Consider the following 21,296-nt stretch of genomic DNA (forward strand, 5'->3'; position numbering starts at 1 on the left):
CGTCCCCCCTTCCACCGAAAGTAAAAGATGAGAGTCTATATTCTACTTTTGAGGCTTTACAGAGAACAAGGAACTGAACACTCGATCGAAGTTGCGTCCGATTTGATTCGTGACTTCGTCGCGCTGCAGATCCTGCGTGAAATGACTGGTTACAAGCGCAACCGGCTTTTCGCCTTTACGGAATACTTGACAATCCTGAAGAAGTAGCGTCAGGCTACCCCTTCCTCCCCACCACATACATCTGCCGGCTCGCCTTGCAGTAGGCATCCCCCTCCAGCGATCCGTAGATCGCCTCCAGCCGCAGCCCGGCGCTCCGATATAGCCGCATCATCTCTCCCGGTGAGTACAACCGCATTGAGGAAATATTCTTCGGGTCGTACACGCCGTCCACGTAACGCCGCGAAATCACCCGCTTGCGCTTCGCATCCCAACTGTTGTGCGAAATGCAATTGTACGCTGGGATTCTGCGCATGAAATGCCGCAGAATGAATTCCCGGTTCGGCTGCGCGATCAAAAGCCGCCCGCCCTTCCGCAGCGCCCGCGCAAAATGCACCACCAGCTCGGCATTCTCCCGGTCCGGGAAATACCCGAAACTCCCGAGCCAATTGTAGATCGCGTCAAACTCATCTTCGAAATCCAGTTCCCGAAGATCGCCCCTGACGAAACGGCCAACTTGTCCCCCGCGCCGAAACCGCTGCCGCGCCCGCCGCAGGAACGTCGCCCGCAGATCCAGCAGCGTGACCCGGCAGCCGCGCTGTGCCACATGAATCGCAATGCGCCCCGCGCCGCTCGGCGCATCCAGCACCGCCTGCCCCTTGCGCAAATGCAGCGCCTGCGCGATGAACTGCGCCTCCTCCTGGCCCTGTTCGTCCGGAAGAAGCCACAGCGGATCGGCCATCGTTTCAAACCACTCGGGCATACATTTTCTCCATCGTGGATTATTCGCTCGATTAGTCTACGTTAACGCAGCGACATAGTCAATCGAAATTCCGCAGAGTCGTGCCTTACCTGACCGTCTCGCCCCAAGCGCCTGGAATTCGGTTTTCCCTCCGCTCGCCTACCCCGCCATTCGCGCGATAACACTCGTCATTCCCGCGGAGGCGGGAATCCAGCCCCTTACGCCGCCACTTCACAAATCTTCATATAGATCCCGCCATGTTGGATTGAAACTTTCGATGAGTCTCAGCTTCCAACCCCGATTCCACTTCTTCAACTGCTTTTCCCGCGTGATGGCACTACGAATGTCTCCAGCTACCTCATAGTAAACCAGCATGTGTACGCCATACTTCGACGTGAAGCCTTCAACCATGTCGGTCTTGTGCTCCCACACTCGCCCCTTGAGGTCGGATGTTACACCGACATAAAGTGTCCCATTACGTCTGGACGCCAGGATGTAGACGTAGCCCGCTTTCATATTGCCTCCTGGATCCCCGCCTTCGCGGGGATGACATCGCTTGATAATAACGCTGCCCCTTCTGCCCCAACCCAACGATTGTGCTCCCCTGACCACCACGCTCGCGCTCAACTCAGTTTGCCCGCGCCCGCTCCACCTCTTGCCAGAGCAGGTTCGCGTAGTTTTCCGCATCGTAGTAGCCCGGAACTCTCTGCAGTTCGCTGCCGTCGTTGTCGAAAAAAATCGTCGTCGGATATCCCCTGACACCAAATACCGCGCGCACAGCATCGTGACAGCTCATCGTCGAATCACCGACCGTGATCAGACTGTCGCTGTCGCCGTCGATAATGCACGCCGCGAAATACTTCTCCACCAGACCCATCACGCTGCGATCGGTCAGCGTCTCCTCCCGCAACTTCTCGCACCAACCGCACCAGTCGGCGCCGACGATCAGAATCGATGCCGTTTTCGCATTCGCGCCCGTCCAGATGACGCTCGTCGACTGCCAATGAATCGTGTCGGCCAGCGGCGCAATCCCGTACTGGTACTCCGGCGCTACGGTATCATCGCCGCAGCCGACCATCCCGACCGATAACATGACCAGCGCTGCCAGAGCGCTGCAAAACCTCAATCGACCACCCATTGCCAAAGTGAATCTTCCCTTTCTCGCCCGCCCACCATTAATACTACCCCCGGCCATCATGGACGTCAACCCCGATTTTGCGCCGACCGCGCATTCTCTGAAACATTTTCCGTCCCCAACCAGTCTTATCTACCGGAGTACGTCCAAAATTGCATCGAACCGGAGTCACCAATGACCGATTACGAAAATCATTATCGCCTGGTCGCCATCCTCCACCTGGTCTGGGCCGGCTTCGCCGTCCTCGGCCTCGGGGTCGGTGGCCTGCTGATCGCCGCGCTCGGCGCACTGCCGGGCGTCCTCGACGACGTTTGGTTCCCGCTCGCGATCACCACTGCCGTCGGCTTGCTCGTCTTCATGTTCGTCGCCCTTTTTTTCATCCCCAGCCTGATCGGCGGCATCGGCGCGCTGCGCCATCGCCCCTGGGCCCGCAACTGGCTCATCATCGCCGCGATCCTCAACCTGATCAACTTCCCGCTCGGCACCACCCTCGGCATCTACACCCTCTGGGTCACCTGGCCGCGCACTCCCGAGGTCACCATCAGCGGCTCCTGAGTCCCGCTTCTCACCAAAACACCGCCGTCTTTCGCTTGTACGGAAATCGACTACATAGGTCTCTGTATCTCGCAATTTGATCGGTTCACTTCTCAAGCGAGGTCAGAAGATGAGACTCTCAAACCTGATGCGACTGGGCGTGCTGGTCGCCCTTTTAGCGACACTTACCGCCTGCTCCTCCGACAATGGTACCAACCCCGGCAACGGTGGCGGCGGTGGTGGCGGCGGCACACGCGAATTCGTCTCGCCCACCCTGAACAACGGCGATGCTTACCAGCACACGTTTAATGCCGCCAAGACTGTCCGCTACTATTGCCGCTTCCATGGCGGTCCCGGCGGCGTCGGCATGTCGGGCATTATCACCGTCACGGCCACCGGAACCATCGAAACCCGTGCGGTCGAAATCACCGGCAACACGCTGCCCAGCCTCACCGTCGCGCAAGGCTCCACGGTCCGCTGGACCAACGAGGACAACGTGCCCCATACCGTCGAATCGGACAACTGAGCCGGCCGCTACTTCACCAGCGTCAACTCCGGCCGGTCCGACTTGGTGAAATAAAACGCCCAGACGATGATGATCACGATCTGGCGCATCAGCGAAAACAGCGGATAATCCTGCATCCGCGCACCGCTGTCCAGCGGTGGATTCAGCAGCGTCAGCGCCAGGAAAAGCAGTGCCAGCATCGTCAGGTAGAGAAAGAAATTCAGCTTGAAGCTGCGCTTGCAGGCCGCCAATTGCCAGATCAGAAATCCGACTGTTGCCAGATGACCGAGCCCGAACACCATCATCGTCGCATCCCGGTAGATCTTCAGCATCAACATCTCGAACAATTGCATGCCGAAAATCAGCACGAGATTCACCATCAGGACCAATAGCCCGCCCCTGATTCCGACCCGATCGCTCGCGGCCGCTGCATCAACTGCACTTTCAGCCGGCTGATCATTTGACTCCTCTTCGGCTTCGGCCAACTCCCCCTCCTCGACTCCCGTCTCCGCCTCGGCCGTCTCGTTGAGGTCAACTTCTGCCTCCTCTGCTTCGGCCTCCGTGTCCTCGTCCGAGGATACCTCCTCTGCCACTGGGACAACGGCGGGCGCTTCGCTGACCGCCTTCTCAAAACACGCGGCGCACAAGAACTGCCCCCGATGCGAGTACACCTCCATGGCCGTCAGGTCGGCCCCGCATCTGCCACACTCGTTGACCTCCGCTTCGGGATGCTTCTTGATATCGATCTCTGCCGGCTCCAGCCCGGCCGCCGGCTCTCCTCCAGTAGCCGTCTCGTCGGTCTCTTCTGCTTCCGCTGCGGCAACTTCCTCGTATTCGCCCTCCGGCGTCGATCGCGCCATCCGCGGGTACTTGACGTATTGCGACTCGCCGCACTCCGGGCAGGTAAATTCCCCCGCCTCCAAGTCCCCGCGATCCAGCGTCAGCTCGACATCACAGGATTGACAGACGGCATCCGCGCGGACCCGCCTTAATCCGGCCGCGCGGTACGCGGCGACTTCCGCTTCCGCCACCCCGCGCTCACGCAGAAGCTGCTCCAGTGCAGCCACACCTTCAAACGAATACTGGCTCTTTTCAAACGCACAAACGTGCAGAATCTCTTCGGTGCTCCAGGTCTTGAGCACATCGTAGATGTCGCTGTCCATCGGCAATGCTCCCCTCAGTCCGGCGCGCACGCCGGGCCCGGCAATCAGGATTTCTTCGTAAAATAGCGTTGGCCACGCCCTCCACCGCAACAATTTTCCGGCGCGCAGCTACTCCCGTGTTTAATATTGACAAAATACTCCGTGCCTGATACGCTGAAGTGACTTCCACCCAAGGAGAAGATTTATGCCGTACTGCCCCAAGTGCCGCTTTGAATACAATCTTGAGATCACCCGCTGCCCCGATTGCGATGTGGAGTTGGTCGAACAGCTGTTCGAGGAAGAAGTTGAGTACTCCGATGAGAGATCGCTCGAAGAAGCCGGCTGGGTGCCGATCGGAATCCTGACCGCCAATTCCTACGCCGAGATGGTTGCCGAAGGGCTGCGCGACAACGGGATCGAGGCCGAGGTCATCTCCCAAGCCGGCTACTTCGGCATTTCCGGCATGATGGGCGACGGCAGCTACGCGCCGGGCGGTGGCGGCTACGTGATTCTCGTTCCGACCGCCCAGGTCGAGGCCGCCAACGAAATCGCCGAACTGCTGCTCGGCGATATCTGGGTCAAGTCGCGTCTGACCAAGCCCCCGAAGATCGGGCAATAGCCTACTTCAGTACCACCATTTTGCGTGTCTGCGTGACGCCGTCGGCGGTCAGGCGGTAGAAATAGATGCCCGATGGCACCGCTTCCCCATTCGCATTCAATCCGTTCCATGCGACTGTGTGCGTCCCCGCCGCAACCTCGCGATCAACCAGCGTTGCCACCAACTGCCCCAGCACGTTGTACACGCTCAACTGCACCTTTCCCGGCCTTATCGTCGTGAAAGCGATCGCCGTGCTTAGGTTGAATGGGTTCGGATAATTCTGCTCCAAACTCATCGCGCGTGGTAGCACCGGATCATCGCCCGGCGCGTCTGTGACATCAAGATCGGTATACCAGACGCCGTCGGCTCGCCCCAGGTACATACGATTGCCGAAAATCGTCATGTCCCACGTCACGACCAGGTTCAACTGGTCGATCTGCGTCCACGTGTCTTGTGTCCACTGGTAGATCCGTGTTCCCAATCCCAATTTGTTGACCGCCGCGCAAACTCGATGCGCGCCCCGCGCTACCGCAGCGTTGCCGATCTCGCCAATCCCGGTCAAATACTGTTCCCACTTCTCGCCGTTGTCGCTGCTGCGGTAAAGCCCGTCGGATGCTGCGCCGTAGACCGTCCCGTCCTGCGCAACCAGGCCCAACATTTTCAACGGCGTGCCGCTGAATTCGGAAAACTGGTGGTTCTGCCACTCCATCGCTCCGCTCGTTCGCGCGGCAATCGTGCCGTTCGCGCCGGCACCCGCGATCAATCTCCCGGCACTGTTGACCAGGCTGGCCACGTTCCACTCCACGCCGAAATCCAGCCCCTCCCGATACGGCGTCCACGTCGCGGTTCCCGCCAAATTCAGCACGTACACTCCCGCGCCCTCGGTCGCCATGTACAGGCTGTCCCCGCGCACGGCAAACTCGTTCGGCACGTTCGCGCCCAACTCCGTTAACCCGCCGTTGCGCGGCGTCCAGCTCGCGCCACCGTCCGTCGATTCAAACACACCTTCGTAGTAGGCGCCTGCAAACAAACGATTGCCGACCGCAATGATCGCCGCCACATGATCCGCCGTCTCGGAAATCGGCGCGGTTGCCGTCCAACTTCGACTATTGCCGTCGTAGATGTAGACGACTCCCGCCCCACCCGCATAAAGCCGATCGTCGCTGGCATACAATGACAGGAATTCCCCTGCCGGCACCTCGCCGACCCGCGTCCACTCCTCGGCGAACGTTGCGCCAAAACTCATTGCCAGAAGCACGGCGGCTCCGATCATCATCCGGGGATTCATGGCTCCTCCTTGTCGATACCTCTCCACTTGCCCAGCCCGCAAAATCTACGGATTTAGTCGACGAAAAGATTCACCCTTTCTGGACGGCAGTTCTCTCTAACTAAGTAGGTCGGGTTTCCAGCATCCCCGTCACTCAATTTCACGGACGCACTCCCCAACGCGAAACTCGACACACTCTTGAGTCCCCACCGCTACCAACCCCTCCACACCGTTGCGGCAGGTCTTGGCCCGCACGCTCAAATCTAAGGAAGAACACCCTCAGCCAACCGTGCGGGGTGTGACCTGCTGCCTTTTGACACTGTTGCGAATATCTGCTGACGCCCGCCCTACTCGCCGTCCGGCTTCTCGATGCCGTACTCTTTCATCTTCTGCCGCAGCGTATTGCGGTGGATCCCCAGCACATCGGCGCTCTTCTGCAAGCTGTATTCGTTCGCCGCCAGCACGTTCAGGATATGCTGCTTCTCCAGGTCGCGCAGCGTCAGATTCAACGGAATCGCCCCCGTCCCGCCCGCGCTCACCGTATCGCGCAGTTGCGGAAAATCGTCAACGTCCAGCACTTCCCCGCGCGCCAGCACGATCGCCCGCTCAATCACATTTGCCAGCTCGCGGATATTCCCCGGCCACTCCGCGCCTACCAGCAAGTCTTTCGCCGCCGGCGTCAATCGCTTCATCGGCCGATTCAGCCGCGCACCGGTTAGCTTTAGGAAATGTTCCACCAGTGGCATGATATCCTCGCGCCGCTCGCGCAGCGGCGGAATGTGGATATGAACCACGTTGATGCGGAAGAATAAATCCTCGCGGAATCGCCCCGCTTTCACTTCATCCTGCAAATTCCGATTCGTCGCCGCAATCAACCGCACATCCGCCGTCACCTCTTCCTCTCCACCCAGCCGCTCGAACTTTCGCTCTTCCAATAGCCGCAGCAACTTCACCTGGATTGCCACCGGCAACTCGCCGATTTCATCCAGAAGCAGCGTTCCCCCCGAGGCCAGCTCAAACCGCCCTAACCGCCGCTTCTCGGCCCCCGTAAACGCTCCCTTCTCATGACCCAATAGCTCCGACTCCAGCAGTGTCTCCGGAATCGCTGCGCAACTCACCGCCACAAATCGGTTTTCCCGCCGCGGCGAGAGGCGATGAATCGTCCGCGCCAGAAGCTCCTTCCCTGTTCCCGACTCTCCCGTAATCAGCACCGTCGCATCCGTCGGCGCCACCCGCGCCAATTCCGACAGCAGCGACTTGATCTTCGCCGACACCCCGACAATTTCCGGGGCCTCGATCGACTCCAGGTGTTCCCGTAGCCGCCGATTCTCCGCCAGCAGGTAGTGCCGCTCCCCCGCCTTGCGAATCAATTCCTGTAATTCCTCCAAATTGACCGGCTTGGAGATGTAATCAAATACCCCCGCCCGCATCGCCTCCACCGCCGATTCAACGTTCCCGAACGCCGTGATCATGATCACCTGCATCTCCGGGTCCTGAGCGTGCACTTTTTGAAACAACTCCAGCCCGCTGATTCCCGCCATTTTCATATCAAAGAGCCCGATCTCAAATGCTTTGGACTCAAGCAGTTTAAGCGCCGCTTCCCCCGATTCGGCGGTCTGAATGCTGTACCCCAACCGCTTAAGATACCCCCCCAGCATCTCGCGCTGATTGGATTCGTCATCGACTATCAATAATCGCAGACTCGCCATCACTGCAGATTCTATCTATCTTTGTGGTGGAAAACAAGCAACAATCGTTTTCCGATGCCAAGGCGATACGTGCAATTTCCCTTTATGCCGCGCCATAACTTCCGATACCATGAGTGGCCGTTCTCGGCCCCGAAAAAAACAAATTGACACCTGTTTGGGAGGAGATTATACTCAAGGTGTACAGCAGAAAAACCAATAGGTCTTACTACCGTCTGAGACGCCTCGGGGTGAGTGAGTGCGTAACTGGTGAATTTCTACGGCTCGTAGACTACTAACCCGGTTTCGCCTGAACCTGCCGTACCCGTTACGATCACCCTCCCCCAGAGTCTCCTCTAAACCACTATTCGGGTGTTGAGACCAACGAATACCAAAGTTCGAGTCAGGAAAGCACTATGCTTGCGCCATCAACGGTCCAGTCTGGGCGCTCCCTGAGGGAGGTGATCAACTCCTAACAGACAGCGTTCAAGCAACTTGTGTTTACGAATTTGCAACGTTTCTCTACTCACTAATCTGAAAGGAGCACACAGTATGAAAAAACTCACACTGATCCTTGTGAGTTTGTTCTACGTGGCCTGCCTGTTGTCGGTTTCAGCTTTTGCCGCCAAATCCTCAAACTCCGCCACAGGTATCGATCCGCGCGACATCGTCGCCGAAAGCTCGAAGCGTCCGCTGACTGATGTCCAATTACAGCAACTCAACCGTCCCGTCAAGTCGGGCGGCTCTAATTCGACCGCCCTCGGCTTCATGGCCTCCCCCGGTATTGTCATTGGCAACTCCGCCTATGACATCCAGCATAACTCGGCCATGGGCCATCAGATCGTCCAGGGCGGCGATGGCCGCGTCCACTTCGTCTGGACGCACAAATTGGTCGCCAATACGCTGCGTGAAGTTCGCTACGGCAGCTATCGGCCTTCCATCGCCACGTTCTTCGACCTTCCCGGCGGCCTCGTGATTTCCGATGCCCGCGAAGGTCACATGTGCAACGTCGATCAAATTAGCAATTCGGCTCTGCCGGTCTGGCGTTATGGCGCGTCTTTCGCCGCCTACCGCTCGACCTCGGCTCTCGACTTTGCCTCCGGCGCCGGTGCTTTCACTATGGTCGACGTGCCCTCCACGGCCCCGACCTGCGAGAACATCTGGTCCGGCTCGACAACCGAACCCTATATCTGGCCGCGCGTCGCCGGCGACGTCGACGGCAGCCTGAACCCGGTCGTCCACCTGGTCGCTATGGAAGGCAACTCCGGTTCCGACTTTAGCGCCATGTCCTACTATCGCGGCACCGGCACGCCGTTCACGACCTACACCTCCTGCGGCAAGTTCATTGACTCCACGCAGGCGATCTCGTATTCGATTGCCCAGGACCCGAATTCCAATAAGGTCGCAATCGCTTACACCAAGTCCCGCCAAAACGTCGGCAGCCGCGCCAATAACGATGCGGCCTATCGCCTGTCGACCGACCTCGGCGTCACCTGGGGTCCGGTCGTCAACATCACCAACTACGCGACCGGCACCAAGGAACGCGCCAATCAGGAGGCCAACTGCGTGTTTACCTCCGATGGCTGCTTCCATGTCGTCTACACTGCCGCCTTCTACGATTCCGTCGCCGGTCAGATTGCCGATCAGGAAGGCAAACTGTACCACTACGACGACTGCAATCAGTGTATCTCGCTGATCATCGACGCCAACAATGTCCATGACAATTGCGAGATGAAGGCCTTTGAATCCAACGTCTGTCGCGCCAGTTTGGCCGAGTGCACCGTCGGCGCTACCAAGACCCTCTATGTGGTCTACACCCGCTACGTCGGTGACACCAATCCGTCCACGCCGGCTCTGACCGACTGCTCGGCGGGCGGCTTCCCGAACGGCGAAATCTACGCCCAGGCTTCTTCCACCGATGGTGAAACCTGGGGCCCGCCGGTCAACCTGACCAACTCGCGCACCGACGGTTGCACCGCCGGTAACTGCGACGACGACAACTTTGCCACCGTCGCACCGCACTCCACCGACTCGTTGTACATCGAGTACATGAACGATAAGGATGCCGGTTCGGCAGTCGGTAACGATGCCACCGCCGAAACCTACAGCCCGATCATGTATCTCGGCCGGGCTTGCTTCCCGATGGACACCTACCGCAACGTCACCGCCAATCCGGCCGGATTGGTCTATCCGTTGCTGCATGCGGCCCCGGGCGGCCAAGACAGCGAGAATCTCGTGCTGACCAACTCCGGTAACGCGTCGGCCACCTGGACCCGGACGATTACTTACAACTCCGGCTCCGGCTGGCTCAGCGTGCCCGCTGGCGGCTCTGTACCCGCGGGCTGCACCAATTCGCAGACCCTGCTGGTCACCGCCGGCCCGATCGCGACCGAAGGCTACTACTCGGCTACGATCACCTTCAGCTACGAAGGTCCGACTCAGTTCCAGGTGCCGGTGGAATTCTTCGTGTTTACCAACTTCTTCCTGCCGCAGGATGCCGCCATCCGCACCAGCCTCGTCCGTATGAACGTGGCGCAGGTAGGCCGCAACTCGCATCAGGAAACCGGTCGGTCGTTCTACTTCTTCTCCGATCAGACCGAACCGATGTTTGACGGCTCGTTGGTGCTCGGCAACTCCGCCGCCAATATGAGCTATCAAATCTTCGAGGGCGGCGGCAGCGCGCCATCGGCCAACAATCCGTTCGGCTACCTGTACGCGCAGTCGAATACGACCTACGATTCGACCACCTTCAGCACTTACCGGATCGCCTCCGGCCGCGGTTCCAACCGCGACACCACCCTCGGGTTCATCGTTGACTACTACGCCCCCAAGAGCCCCGATACCGCCAAGGTGATCCTCGCCTCGTACCGGCTGTTCAAGGGTGCCAAGAACCCGACCGGCAGCGTTACCAACCTGACGATCGCGTATGCCCTCGACCTTGACGTCCAGGACGACAGTTCCGACAACGTCGGCGGTTCCGACGCCTCGCGCCAGGCTGTCTACCAGCGCGGCAAGTACGGTGCCAATCAGAACCGCTATGCCGGTATGCGCGGCGTTCGTCGCGACAATACAGCCATGGCCGGCGGCTTCGTCTGGGAGAACGACGTGACCGTCTATCCGCTCGGTGGTTACGAAAACGACACCTTGTGGAACAAGATGGCTGCCACTTCCGGTTACAGCGTCACCGACTCGACCGAGGACCTGAACTCGGTGCTGATCATCCAGAAGAATGCGACCGTCAACGGCGCCACCAATGACACGTTGCGCTTTGCGGTCATCTTCGCCGGCACCGAAGGCTCGACCTCCCTGGCCGACTTCCAGAATATTCTGGATCGCGGCAAGGCCTGGTTGTGCGCTCACGTCTATACCGGCGCTCCGGCTTGCGCACTCTGCAAGTGCGGCGATGCCGACAACTCCGGTGCATGGTCGATTTCCGACGCTGTGTATTTGATCAACTACATCTTCGCGGGCGGTCCGGCTCCGGCTCAGACCTGTCTCGGCGACGCCGACGGATCGAAAGCGATTTCGATCTCCGACGCGGTGTACTTGATTAACTACATCTTCGCCGGCGGTCCGGCTCCGGCTGGCTGCATTTAGGGGGCACCTCGGTCAAAGCTTAGTCAATCTTTGACTCCTTTCAGCGCCGCGCCCGGATCGTCCCGGGCGCGGCGTTTTTTTGCATTGCAAATTCGACTCCTTGAACGGATACTGCGGCTTCAGCGTTATCTTGAATGAGTATTTCGATCATGCCGTTTTCACTCCGCTCTGTCCCATTACTTCTGTTCGCGCTGTTGCTCCTTCGCGCCGCGAACCCCAGCCTGGCTCAGCCCGCGCCGTACCTCCCTCAGGACGAGAAGCTGATCCATCAGCATCAACAACGCTTGTCCGCGCTCTCCACACGCCTGCAACAGTATCCGCTGACGGACAACCAGAAACTCTATGACGCCCAATACTACCGTCTCGACCTCGAGATCGACGCGCTCCGCCAGACGATCGTCGGCCAGGTCGATATCGTCGGCCGCGCGCTTGGTTCTCCCCTCACCGCGCTTGATTTCGACTTCTACCGCGACCTGGTCGTCGACTCCGTTCGCGCCGCCGGCTCTCTCGCCACCTTCACCTTCGCCGGCGATCTTCTGACCGTTGACTATCCCGGCTTGCAATCGGGCGCCGAATTTGCGGTGACCGTCTTCTACCATGGCAACCCCGGCAACCAGGGCTTTGGTTCATTCACTTTCGCCCGCTATCAGGATATCTTCGTCATCAGCTCATTGTCCGAGCCCTTTTTCGCCCGCACTTGGTGGCCCTGCAAAGATCATCCGTCTGACAAGGCCGATTCCGTCGATATGATCGTCACCATCGACAGCACGCTCACTGTTGTCTCCAACGGTAGCCTGCGTTCTCTCGTCGACAACGGTGACGGCACCAGCACCGCCCACTGGCACGAATCGTATCCGATCTCGACCTACCTCGTCAGTCTGGCAATCTCCGACTACGCTCACTACGCCGACACCCTGCACGATCAGGGAAAAACCATGCCCGTCGAGTTCTGGCTGTTCCCGCAGCAAATTGACCAGTACCGCGCCAGTAATGCCCTCGTCGTCCCGATGATCGAGTTCTTCTCGAGCATCTACGGCGAGTACCCCTTTATCAACGAAAAGTACGGTCATGCACAATTCCTCTGGGGCGGCGGCATGGAACACCAGACCTGCTCCTCGATGGGCGGCTTCCACGACTGGCTGATCGCCCACGAACTCGCCCACCAGTGGTGGGGCGACATGATCACCTGCGGCACCTGGCACGATATCTGGCTCAATGAAGGCTTCGCCCGTTACTCCGAAGCCCTCTGGATCGAACACACTTTGGGCTGGCCGGCAATTCGCAACTATATGTCGCACCTGGTTAACCTCGACCTGCAGGTGTATGTCGAGGATACTTCTGTCGTCGGCTACATCTTTGACCGCGTCGTCTACGACAAAGGCGCTTTTGTCCTCCACACGCTGCGCTATCTGACCGGCGATTCCACCTTTTTTGCGATCCTCCGCACCTATGGCGAATCGGTGCACAAGTACGGCTCCGCTACCACCGAGGACTTTCGCGCCGTCGCTGAAACCGTCTCCGGTCGCGATCTGCGCCGCTACTTCGACCAGTGGGTCTATCAGCCCGTGATCCCCTCGTTTGAGTACGGCTTCACCACGTACCAGACCGATTCCGGTTGGGTGACGCAACTTGAACTGCGCCAGATGCAGGGCGAGCCGATCTTCGCGACGGATCTCGATGTCGCCTTCGTCCTGGCCGACACGACCATCGTCGAACGTATTGTCACCGATTCCCCCCGGCAATTCTACCGCTTCCTCTTGCCCGGCCGTCCCGACGCCTGCAATCTCGATCCCGAAAACTGGGTCATCAACTACGCCTGGCAAACCGATTTCGATCTGACTGCGATAGACGATACCCTCTCGGAGGCCTTCCGAGGCGAATTCTATTCCTATCGCCTCTCTGCCGCCGGCGGCCATCCGCCCGTTGCCTGGGCACCTTACATCGTGACGCTTCCCGAAGGTCTCGATCTTTCCGACGACGGCCTCCTCTCCGGCTTTCCGACGACTGCCGGTGATTTCGACATCGGCGTTCGCCTCACCGATTCCGGCCAGCCCCAGATTTCCGGTTCTGCGTTGCTGCACCTGCGCGTCAATCGCCTCCAGGGCGACCTCGATGACCAACCCGGTCTCAACCTCAACGATGCGCTGTGGCTTATCCGCTATCTTTATCGCGGCTACAACATCACGCCTGATCCGGACCTGGCCGATGTCAACTGCGACGGCACCGCCAACGCTATCGACATCGTAGTTTTGCTCAACTATCTCTACCGCGACGGTCCCCGTCCCTGCTACTAAGCTCCGTAGCCGCCCGCAACACCTTCGGCGTCACCGATCCGGCGGCGATCCGAGCCGCCCAGTCCGCCACCAGCCGGTCTTCCGCCTCCCACATCCCGCGTAGGACCGGCACCGCTGTCCGCAATGCCAGCCGGATCACATCCGCCAGGGTCCGCTCCTGTCGGCGCGCCAATTCCTCCAGCTGCTCTTTCAGCGCACCGCTGATGAAGAAATTCACCGCGTACCCGTTGCGTTTCTCCTTCTCTTTCATTCTCTTGCTCCTTTTCGATAGTGGTACTTCAGATGTCCGACCAGCGTCTGCTTCGAGACCAGCCGAATTCCGAACCGCAACTCCAGCACCGCCATCACCCGCCGAAATCCCTCCCCCGGACGCCGCGTCGCCAGAAGCGCCTCGATCGCTGCGCGCTCTGGTGCCGCGCAAATGACGCACCGCTCTGCCATTCCCTCAATCCCGAACTCCTCCTTCGCGAAATCCGCCAAAAACCGCTCCAGCCTGCGCAGCGCTCCCCGATACTGCGTCAACACCCGCTCCAGCCGGCTGCCGTCGGCCAGCGCAATCTCCGCCAGCGAAGCCCCTTCCCAAAAGTGCCGCTGCAGAATCACGCGCTCGACCGGAGCCAGCCGTTCCAACGCCCCTTGCACCGCCTCCGCCCGCCGCTCCTGCTGCCGCCGCCTCTGCAAACCGCCTTCAGCCGTCCACGCCGACTCCCCGCGCGCTTCTGCAATCCATGAGTAGAACCGTAGTCCCATACCGTCGACCTCCTTCACGCGCAATCAACCCGCCCGCGCCCGTCTTGGGAATCAGGTGAAGATCACATCAATCATCACCGCGAATTTGCGCTTGCGCACCGGGCTGCCGCCGCGTAAGTTGCCCCGACATGAACTTCCAGTGAGGAATCGTCCAACCATGACCGAACCGAATGAACCGTCGCAGCCGCTCCGGCGTCATAGTCTGACCGGCGGCTTGATCGTGCTGGGCATCGGCCTGTTCTTTCTCCTCGCCAATCTCGAAGTCATTCCGCCGGTGCGTAAATCGTGGCCGATTATTCTGATTATCGTGGGGATAGCCCTGGTGCTGGCCCGCCTGCGTCGGTAGAACCGCCGCCGGTCCCCCGCCTGACGATCATCTCCTATGCCGTCCTGACGCTGTTAGCTCTCGTCTGGCCGCTCGCGTCGTTCCTCTTTGTTGAAGACCAACTCAATCTCGCCCAAGAAACCGCCAACCCGATCACCGAGGTCTACCTGCCGACCATGGCGTTCCAGTTGGCAACTTTGCTGATCGTCGCCATCGCCGTGCGCTCCGAGCGTGATTCCCCCTCCGGCATCGGACTTGGTCGCTTCCGTTGGTGGTCTTTGCCCGTCGGCATCACGTTCCTCGTCGCCGCGAATTTCGCCTTGATGCTACTGCAGAATCTCGTGCTCTCGCACGCCCCCGCCAGCATCGCCGAAATCACCCCCTTGTTGCCGCACACTTCAGGTGAACGATCGGTCTGGGCGCTGCTCTGCGTGGTCGTCGCCTTCTCCGAGGAAATCACCTTCCGCGGCTATCTGATCACGCGTCTGGCCCTGCTCACCGGCAATCGCCGCTGGATCGGCGTCCTCATCTCCTCCGTCGCCTTCGCCTCCGGCCATCTCTACCAGGGCTTCGGTGGCTTTCTTCTCATCTTCGTCTACGGTCTCATGTTCTCCGCCCTCTTTCTTGCCACCCGCTCCCTTTATCCCGGCATCATCGCCCACTTCCTGCAGGACATCGCCGCGACCTTCGTCGCCGATATCTGACGTCGCCCGCTACTCCTTCTCCAGTTCGTCCAGCAACTCCACCGCCCGCCGCAGGTGCGGAATCACGATCGATCCCCCTACGACCAGTCCGACGTTGAAGATCTCAAAAAACTCCGGGCGCTCCACGCCTTCCCGCTTGCACTGAATCACATGATACGCGATACAATCATCGCAGCGCAGCACCAGCGAGGCCACCAGCCCCAGCATCTCCTTGGTTCGGGCGTCCAGCGCCCCCGCCTCATACGTGCGCGTATCCAGCGCGAAGAAGCGATTGATCTGCTGGTGCTTTTCCGCCAAAATCCGCTCATTCATCTTCTCGCGGTAGGCGCGAAATTGCTCCAATCGTTCCGACATAGATTCCTCCTGTGGCGCCGAATATAGAGGGGAATGGTCAGGAAAGCAATGGCAGGTGCGCGGCGCAGTTTGCGATCATCACCTGATAATCACTTTTGCGTCCCCGGCGCCGGTCCGCCGGCAAAGATGTAGTTGATCAGGAAAACGACGTCGGAAATGCTGACATTCGGACTGGCATCGATCGCCACCGCCGCCGCCCACGGCACTGGATACGGCCCGCCCGCGAAAATATAATTGATCAGGTACACGGCATCCGACACATTCACGATCCCGTTGAAGTCGACGTCGCCGTTGATAAACGCTGCTGGCGCCAGCGTGATATCTTCAACCAAGTTACCGAAGACGTCCCGGATGCTGCTCTGCGCCACGTAGCCGTTTCTCGCCACCGCAACCAGATAACGCCCCGCCGGTTGACTGGTGTAGCTCGGCGTGCCCGTCTCCGTCGTGTCGTTGATGCCGGTATACGGAACTTGCACAATAAAGTCGCGCGCATGCGGATTACCGTCGGTCGTTGCCAGATTGAGCGTGATCGTGTAGAAGTTCGCTGTCGTTACCGTCATGCTGTCGACCGCCAGGTTGCCGTAGCGGTCCTTCGCCCAGGCGCGGATCGTGTAAGTATCGTTCGGCACCTGCCCCGTCGCCCACTTGCCGCCGATGTCGTACGGCGTAATCAACGGATCGTTGTCGTGATTGGTGAGGATCTCATAGAATTGACGAAAGTCATAGTCGGCTTGCGAATTGCACGGCCCCGAATTCTTGAACACCGTGTGCTGCGACTGGTCCCACAACAACTCACCGCTGAATCGAAATGAAAGAAACGGCCCCAGCATCACCGAATCGGAGCGAATCTCATACCCCATCTCGTACGGACACAACACCCAGGTCGGATGCCCGACTCGGTCATGCGCCTTCGCGATGATGTCGACATCCCCATTGATCGGCACCCCGACGTTGAAGTACGTGTCGCTGTTGTCGCGGCAGAATCGAAACGGCGTTCCCGAGTTGATGTCGACAAAGAATGGCGGCGCGAAATCATCGATGTTCACCAGCTCGTCGAGCGGATTGCCCACAAACCGCCAATTCGCCGTCCACACCAGTCCAGCGTCGCGAATCTTGACGAAGTGCAAATGGTGAAAATCCGCCACCGGCCATTGCACGATATTGCCCAAGAATGTCCCGCTGTCCACATGCTGCCCCAGCGACACGGCGATTGTCGGCTCATCCAGGTGCGCATACAACCAGCCGTCGCAACTGTCGGCTCCCGCGCTGTCGCCGATCGCCACGCGCCAGTGCAATTCCGCCGATGTCGTCAGAACTGCCTTGACCCACCCCGCCTTAACGGCATAGACCGCCGTCCCCGCCGGTCGCAGGATATCGATCCCCGGATGCATGTACGGCGACCCGCCATAGTCCTGGTACTCGCCGTAACTGTTCCCCAGCGGCTGCGCCGAGTCAAACGGCTCCATCGGCCACGGGATCGTCGCCTGCGCGCTGCCGGCAAAGCATAGAGTAAGAACAATGAAAATCGCGGTTCGCAAGAATGTCTCCGGTAAGTAGAGTTGCTGAGGTGAATATAATGCAATTCCCGAATTTGGCAATCGGGACTTGTCCGGCCCCTACGGCGCCTGATACCGCCGCCGATTCGGCAGCTTGCGCAGCACCCACAATCCGATCAACATCGGCACCACTTGCGCTACCAGCGCCAGCCGGTGGTGAATCGACCCCGCCAACGCTGCCGGATCGCCGATTCCCAACGCCCCCAGCCAATCCAGCGTCACCTGCCCCAGCGGTTGGTCCGACTTGCCGAACAGCACAACCAGCCCCCATAGAAGCGGCCCAACAATGGCTGCCGCTTTCGAGCACAGCGACAACACTCCGTAAAATTGACCCAGCTTCTCCGCCGGCGCCAGGCTGTTGAGAAGTGGCCGCGAGGTCGTCCAGACCGCCCCTAAGAAGATGCCGACTAAGCCTCCAATCACGAAGAACACTGCTTTCGACGCCGCCACCGAAGCAGCCAGCAAGCACACAACCCATCCCGCCGCCGTAATCATCAACGCCGTCTTCGCTTTCAGCCAGTCCGTGATGTAGCCGAACAAAATCGAACCGAACAGCGCCACCGTCGTCGACACCGCAAACAGAATCAGCTTGTCCGTTTCGACAAAGCCTACCGCCGACTGCGAGTACACCGACATGTACAGAATTACCGTGTTCACCGCATCCGCGATCAGGAAATTGCCGATCATGAACCGTAACAGCCCCGGATAATCACGCGTCTCCTTCAACGACCGGCGCAGCCCGACCCAGAAACTCTCGCGCGCCGGAATGTGCCCCTGTACCGCCGGTCGCTCTTTCACCCACAGGAATGTCGGGATCGCAAACAGCGCAAACAGCAGCGCCGTCGGTAGAAACGTGTACACGCTCCCCGACACCCCCGGCCAGATCGTCAGTGTCGACAGCGGATAAACCATCAGCAACCCGCACAACGAGCCGGCATACCCGATGCCGGTGCCCAGGCCGGAGATCTTGCCGATGTTCTCCGGCGTCGACACATCGCTGATCAGCGCATTGTAGAACGTCAGCCCGCCTTCGTAAAAATAATTCGCCGCCGCAAACAGCACCAGAATCACCACGATCAGCGCCGTGTAAAGCGACTGCAGCAAAGCCGTCAGCGCAATCAACTCTGTGAATCCGACGCACAGCAGCGTGAACACCAGCAGGTGATCAAGTCGCGTGCCGTGGTGATCGGCGCGCCGTCCCAGCGCCGGCAGCGTCAACGCCACCGCCAGCATCGAGGCCGAATACGCCAGGCTGAAATAGATGTCCTCCAGCGCCAGCTCATTGATCAGCCACGACGCGAAAAAATACGTCACGATATTCATCGAGAAAATCGTGTTCGCAAAGTCGTAGATGATCCAGCCGATCTGCGCCTTACGCATCTCCCGCGTTGCCGTGACTGCTGCCATGAATTCGTCTATCCGAACCGCCCCGCTGCCTGTTAGCGTCTGATTAGCGCTTGCCGCCCGCGCTCAAAACCCCAGCTCCGGCGCGATCGACCGCATCCCCTCGAGCGCCAGACCGAGAAATTCTTCCAGTGTCAAGCCCAGTTCCGAGCATTTGGCGATCCCCTCGCGCCGCGCCCCCGCAGCAAAACGTTTGTCCTTGAATCGCTTCATGATCGATGCCACCTGCAGCTCCGCCAGCTTGCGCGACGGATGCATCATCACCGCCGCCGTAATCAGTCCTGTCGTCGGATCGGTCGCATACAACGACCAGTCCATCCTCGACAAACACGGCTTGTGGTCGGCGTGGCAGTGAATCGCATACTGCATTTCCTCGTCGATTTCCGGATACGCCGCCAGCCACTCGCGGGTGACGAAGGTGTGCCGCTCCGGCGCGTTCATCGTCTCCACATAATCGAGATCGTGCAGCAACCCGACCATCCCCCAGCGCTCGACGTCTTCCCCAAAATGCTCCGCCAGCCGCCGCATCACCGCCTCGACGCTGATGATATGCTTAACCAGATTTTCCTGCCCCACCTTCGCCCGCACCAGTTCCAATGCCTCGGTTCGATTCATCCGTCTCTTCCTAATCCAGAAACGCCCAATTAAAGCCCCACCAGACCGAACGGCCGCGCTGATCCAAGCCGGCCACCGTGTACTTCGTGTCGAAGACATTCTCGAAGTTGAAGAAGAAATGAAAGCTCTTGAGATCAAAAGTGAAATACGTGTCTGCTGTCAACGCGCCGTCCTCCGGCGCTCCAACGAAGTTGCGATCCGCCGCCGACCGCAGCTTGGCCCCTGCGCCGAAATGCAGATCAACCAGGAACCGCCGGATCGGCAACTTGTACATCACGATCCCAGTCGCCGTGTGCGCCGGACCGAACGTCAGATTTTCGCCCGCCGTCGTCACCCGTCGCAGCCCATAACTCACCTCCGCCTCCAGTCGCGGATGCATCCGCCACTGTGACTCCAGACTGACCAGCCAAACGTTGCGGTCAATCCCCGCCGCGCTAAACTCGCCGTACTTCAACGAATCGAAGCTGACTGTCCACGCCGGCATCTCCTCTAAATGAAAATACCCGCCGCGCAACCGCAACCACAGCCACTCCGATCGGCGCTCCAAACTGGCCTCCACGCCGCTGGCCGACCCGATATCGAGATCATCGCTCGGCCGCAGGCGGTAATCCACCGAATCCGCCTCAATTGCCGCACTCTTGTCGACGCCGTACATCATCTCCGCCGTCGGCACGATCGCCGCATGCGAGGCCGTCACACTCGCCGTGATTTCCTCCGACAGCGACCCGACGATCATCGCTACCGCCGTCGGTCGCGGCGTCAGGTCCGATGATCCCGTCACCGCCAGATGCGCATAAGCCGTCGTCCTCGCATTCAGTGCCACGATGTCGCTCACGCCGCCACTGTAATATAGGGCGTTTGTCGTCTCCCCCTTATCGGTGTAGCGGCAATACCGCGAATCCACCGCCAACTCCAATTGATGTCGGCCCGCTTCGCGCTGATTCGCCACCCGTACATCGACGACCTTGAATCGTTGCGCCGTTCGCAACTTCACATCGTTGAATTTCTGATCCGCGCTCTTGTAAGACACGTCGAACGCGTACACCGACGTCGGCCCGGCATAATACCGCGCCTGCGCCGCATATGTCCCCTCGTAATCGCTGCTATATCCCGAGTACCCATACGCCGACGGAAAGATCAACCGATCCCCCTTCAGCCGGTTGAACGCGTACAGCAAATCCAGCTTCAGTCGCCGCCCAACATCTGGCGCAGCCACAAACCGCATTCGTTCCAGCTTGCTGTTGGACGAGAAGTATAGCCCGTCCATCTTCTGGAAACTGCCGTCCGCCGCCAAAAATCCTACTGGTCCAAAATAGTTCTGGAATCGAAATGTCGTGTTGGCAAATCCCCCGCGCCCGCGCGTCACATAGATCGAGCTGTGCGCCGTGTCCGACGGAATCCGCTCCAGCCGCTGCACCATCGTCAACGCCCGTCCAAACGGCGCCATCACCGCCGCCGACCCGGGCCACAGTAACATCTCAAAATCCGCCGTCTCCGTGCGCAAGAAATCCTCCCCGTACGGCAACGGCACCGGATTCGCAAAGGACTGATCCCCAGCGAACATATCATATCGCGACAGCGCTGCCGGCGCCAACCCCGCCGCGTAGAAACTCTCGAAATCTCCCCACGGCGTCACGGAGTACCGCGCCAGCGCCGGGTTCATCTTCCACCGCGACGTCGCCTGCGGCAGGTCGAGCCTGAGCAGCCAGCCCTGCTCCCCGGCCAGCAACACCATCACGCTGTCCCGAAACTCCCGCGGCCACACGATCGTCGCAGTATCGGTTGGCGCCGCCACTTCGACCGTGTCCCCCACCGCCCTTGCTGAGTCGCCAATTGCCTCGGTCGTCTGCGCCGGGCAGTATACAGCCCCGCAGATCATCACAAGAGCGACGGCAACAAAAGTAACGGCGGGATGGCGCTGAGAGTGTTTCAT

Annotated in this window: 20 protein-coding genes; 7 read left to right on the top strand and 13 right to left on the bottom strand. The window is 59.6% G+C overall.

Annotation, left to right across the window (positions count from 1 at the left end; translation table 11 throughout):
- Positions 1 to 214: 214 nt before the first annotated feature.
- The 3 genes from IT585_01740 to IT585_01750 form a co-directional block, all read right to left on the bottom strand.
- Positions 215 to 919: a methyltransferase domain-containing protein gene (locus IT585_01740; protein ID MCC6961954.1), complete on the bottom strand. Its 705-nt coding sequence runs from the start codon at positions 917 to 919 to the stop codon at positions 215 to 217.
- Between the two features lie 210 nt (positions 920 to 1,129).
- On the bottom strand, positions 1,130 to 1,414 hold the full coding sequence (locus IT585_01745) for a GIY-YIG nuclease family protein (protein MCC6961955.1): 285 nt from the start codon (positions 1,412 to 1,414) through the stop codon (positions 1,130 to 1,132).
- A 112-nt stretch (positions 1,415 to 1,526) separates the two neighbouring features.
- The gene (locus IT585_01750) at positions 1,527 to 2,036 is read right to left on the bottom strand and encodes a thioredoxin fold domain-containing protein (protein ID MCC6961956.1); all 510 of its coding nucleotides are present in this window, start codon (positions 2,034 to 2,036) and stop codon (positions 1,527 to 1,529) included.
- A 171-nt stretch (positions 2,037 to 2,207) separates the two neighbouring features.
- On the opposite strand from IT585_01750, the gene IT585_01755 reads away from it, so the two are divergent.
- Together IT585_01755 and IT585_01760 are read left to right on the top strand one after the other, a co-directional pair.
- Positions 2,208 to 2,588, top strand: coding sequence for a hypothetical protein (locus tag IT585_01755; protein ID MCC6961957.1), 381 nt, complete (start codon positions 2,208 to 2,210; stop codon positions 2,586 to 2,588).
- A 109-nt stretch (positions 2,589 to 2,697) separates the two neighbouring features.
- Positions 2,698 to 3,093: a hypothetical protein gene (locus IT585_01760; protein ID MCC6961958.1), complete on the top strand. Its 396-nt coding sequence runs from the start codon at positions 2,698 to 2,700 to the stop codon at positions 3,091 to 3,093.
- A gap of 8 nt (positions 3,094 to 3,101) precedes the next feature.
- On the opposite strand, the gene IT585_01765 is transcribed toward IT585_01760, so the two are convergent.
- Positions 3,102 to 4,325, bottom strand: coding sequence for a hypothetical protein (locus tag IT585_01765; protein ID MCC6961959.1), 1,224 nt, complete (start codon positions 4,323 to 4,325; stop codon positions 3,102 to 3,104).
- Between the two features lie 94 nt (positions 4,326 to 4,419).
- Between IT585_01765 and IT585_01770 the strand changes: the two genes are divergently transcribed.
- Positions 4,420 to 4,833 carry a hypothetical protein gene (locus tag IT585_01770; protein ID MCC6961960.1) on the top strand — a complete coding sequence of 138 codons (414 nt, stop codon included), beginning with the start codon at positions 4,420 to 4,422 and terminating at the stop codon, positions 4,831 to 4,833.
- 1 nt (position 4,834) lies between these two features.
- Here the strand turns inward: IT585_01770 and IT585_01775 are convergent, their stop codons facing one another.
- Both IT585_01775 and IT585_01780 read right to left on the bottom strand, forming a co-directional pair.
- Positions 4,835 to 6,100 (bottom strand): T9SS type A sorting domain-containing protein, encoded by a 1,266-nt coding sequence (locus tag IT585_01775; GenBank protein ID MCC6961961.1) that lies wholly within the window; start codon positions 6,098 to 6,100, stop codon positions 4,835 to 4,837.
- A 326-nt stretch (positions 6,101 to 6,426) separates the two neighbouring features.
- Entirely contained in the window at positions 6,427 to 7,788 is a 1,362-nt protein-coding gene (locus IT585_01780) for a sigma-54-dependent Fis family transcriptional regulator (GenBank protein ID MCC6961962.1), read from the bottom strand.
- A gap of 528 nt (positions 7,789 to 8,316) precedes the next feature.
- Between IT585_01780 and IT585_01785 the strand changes: the two genes are divergently transcribed.
- Complete coding sequence (locus IT585_01785) at positions 8,317 to 11,361, top strand: hypothetical protein (GenBank protein MCC6961963.1); 3,045 nt, start codon at positions 8,317 to 8,319, stop codon at positions 11,359 to 11,361.
- Positions 11,362 to 11,510: 149 nt separating this feature from the next.
- Complete coding sequence (locus IT585_01790; GenBank protein MCC6961964.1) at positions 11,511 to 13,655, top strand: hypothetical protein; 2,145 nt, start codon at positions 11,511 to 11,513, stop codon at positions 13,653 to 13,655.
- On the opposite strand, the gene IT585_01795 is transcribed toward IT585_01790, so the two are convergent.
- Both IT585_01795 and IT585_01800 read right to left on the bottom strand, forming a co-directional pair.
- Positions 13,615 to 13,905 (bottom strand): ribbon-helix-helix protein, CopG family, encoded by a 291-nt coding sequence (locus IT585_01795; GenBank protein MCC6961965.1) that lies wholly within the window; start codon positions 13,903 to 13,905, stop codon positions 13,615 to 13,617. The two genes, IT585_01790 and IT585_01795, sit on opposite strands and share 41 nt — an antisense overlap.
- Complete coding sequence (locus tag IT585_01800; protein ID MCC6961966.1) at positions 13,902 to 14,405, bottom strand: hypothetical protein; 504 nt, start codon at positions 14,403 to 14,405, stop codon at positions 13,902 to 13,904. The genes IT585_01795 and IT585_01800 overlap by 4 nt, the downstream gene beginning before the upstream one ends.
- A gap of 157 nt (positions 14,406 to 14,562) precedes the next feature.
- On the opposite strand from IT585_01800, the gene IT585_01805 reads away from it, so the two are divergent.
- Positions 14,563 to 14,751, top strand: coding sequence for a hypothetical protein (locus IT585_01805; protein ID MCC6961967.1), 189 nt, complete (start codon positions 14,563 to 14,565; stop codon positions 14,749 to 14,751).
- Positions 14,691 to 15,434 (top strand): CPBP family intramembrane metalloprotease, encoded by a 744-nt coding sequence (locus IT585_01810; protein ID MCC6961968.1) that lies wholly within the window; start codon positions 14,691 to 14,693, stop codon positions 15,432 to 15,434. Before IT585_01805 ends, IT585_01810 begins: the two co-directional genes overlap by 61 nt.
- A gap of 9 nt (positions 15,435 to 15,443) precedes the next feature.
- Here IT585_01810 and IT585_01815 read toward each other — a convergent pair whose 3' ends face one another.
- From IT585_01815 to IT585_01835, 5 genes are all read right to left on the bottom strand, one after another.
- The gene (locus IT585_01815; GenBank protein ID MCC6961969.1) at positions 15,444 to 15,788 is read right to left on the bottom strand and encodes a carboxymuconolactone decarboxylase family protein; all 345 of its coding nucleotides are present in this window, start codon (positions 15,786 to 15,788) and stop codon (positions 15,444 to 15,446) included.
- A gap of 89 nt (positions 15,789 to 15,877) precedes the next feature.
- Positions 15,878 to 17,326, bottom strand: a complete 1,449-nt coding sequence (locus IT585_01820; GenBank protein MCC6961970.1) for a peptidoglycan DD-metalloendopeptidase family protein — start codon at positions 17,324 to 17,326, stop codon at positions 15,878 to 15,880.
- 78 nt (positions 17,327 to 17,404) lie between these two features.
- Complete coding sequence (locus tag IT585_01825) at positions 17,405 to 18,751, bottom strand: MFS transporter (GenBank protein MCC6961971.1); 1,347 nt, start codon at positions 18,749 to 18,751, stop codon at positions 17,405 to 17,407.
- Positions 18,752 to 18,814: 63 nt separating this feature from the next.
- A complete protein-coding gene (locus IT585_01830; GenBank protein MCC6961972.1) occupies positions 18,815 to 19,363 on the bottom strand; it encodes an HD domain-containing protein in 549 nt (182 codons plus the stop codon).
- Between the two features lie 10 nt (positions 19,364 to 19,373).
- Positions 19,374 to 21,296 (bottom strand): TonB-dependent receptor, encoded by a 1,923-nt coding sequence (locus tag IT585_01835; GenBank protein MCC6961973.1) that lies wholly within the window; start codon positions 21,294 to 21,296, stop codon positions 19,374 to 19,376.

This window comes from Candidatus Zixiibacteriota bacterium (assembly GCA_020853795.1).
In the GTDB taxonomy this organism is placed as follows: domain Bacteria; phylum Zixibacteria; class MSB-5A5; order CAIYYT01; family CAIYYT01; genus JADJGC01.

What these genes read in the sequence shown, in the direction of transcription:
- IT585_01740 (MCC6961954.1), bottom strand. Translation starts at nt 919, where the DNA reads ATGCCCGAGTGGTTTGAAACGATGGCCGATCCGCTGTGGCTTCTTCCG.
- IT585_01745 (MCC6961955.1), bottom strand. Translation starts at nt 1,414, where the DNA reads ATGAAAGCGGGCTACGTCTACATCCTGGCGTCCAGACGTAATGGGACA.
- IT585_01750 (MCC6961956.1), bottom strand. Translation starts at nt 2,036, where the DNA reads ATGGGTGGTCGATTGAGGTTTTGCAGCGCTCTGGCAGCGCTGGTCATG.
- IT585_01755 (MCC6961957.1), top strand. Translation starts at nt 2,208, where the DNA reads ATGACCGATTACGAAAATCATTATCGCCTGGTCGCCATCCTCCACCTG.
- IT585_01760 (MCC6961958.1), top strand. Translation starts at nt 2,698, where the DNA reads ATGAGACTCTCAAACCTGATGCGACTGGGCGTGCTGGTCGCCCTTTTA.
- IT585_01770 (MCC6961960.1), top strand. Translation starts at nt 4,420, where the DNA reads ATGCCGTACTGCCCCAAGTGCCGCTTTGAATACAATCTTGAGATCACC.
- IT585_01775 (MCC6961961.1), bottom strand. Translation starts at nt 6,100, where the DNA reads ATGAATCCCCGGATGATGATCGGAGCCGCCGTGCTTCTGGCAATGAGT.
- IT585_01780 (MCC6961962.1), bottom strand. Translation starts at nt 7,788, where the DNA reads ATGGCGAGTCTGCGATTATTGATAGTCGATGACGAATCCAATCAGCGC.
- IT585_01785 (MCC6961963.1), top strand. Translation starts at nt 8,317, where the DNA reads ATGAAAAAACTCACACTGATCCTTGTGAGTTTGTTCTACGTGGCCTGC.
- IT585_01790 (MCC6961964.1), top strand. Translation starts at nt 11,511, where the DNA reads ATGCCGTTTTCACTCCGCTCTGTCCCATTACTTCTGTTCGCGCTGTTG.
- IT585_01795 (MCC6961965.1), bottom strand. Translation starts at nt 13,905, where the DNA reads ATGAAAGAGAAGGAGAAACGCAACGGGTACGCGGTGAATTTCTTCATC.
- IT585_01800 (MCC6961966.1), bottom strand. Translation starts at nt 14,405, where the DNA reads ATGGGACTACGGTTCTACTCATGGATTGCAGAAGCGCGCGGGGAGTCG.
- IT585_01805 (MCC6961967.1), top strand. Translation starts at nt 14,563, where the DNA reads ATGACCGAACCGAATGAACCGTCGCAGCCGCTCCGGCGTCATAGTCTG.
- IT585_01815 (MCC6961969.1), bottom strand. Translation starts at nt 15,788, where the DNA reads ATGTCGGAACGATTGGAGCAATTTCGCGCCTACCGCGAGAAGATGAAT.
- IT585_01825 (MCC6961971.1), bottom strand. Translation starts at nt 18,751, where the DNA reads ATGGCAGCAGTCACGGCAACGCGGGAGATGCGTAAGGCGCAGATCGGC.
- IT585_01830 (MCC6961972.1), bottom strand. Translation starts at nt 19,363, where the DNA reads ATGAATCGAACCGAGGCATTGGAACTGGTGCGGGCGAAGGTGGGGCAG.
- IT585_01835 (MCC6961973.1), bottom strand. Translation starts at nt 21,296, where the DNA reads ATGAAACACTCTCAGCGCCATCCCGCCGTTACTTTTGTTGCCGTCGCT.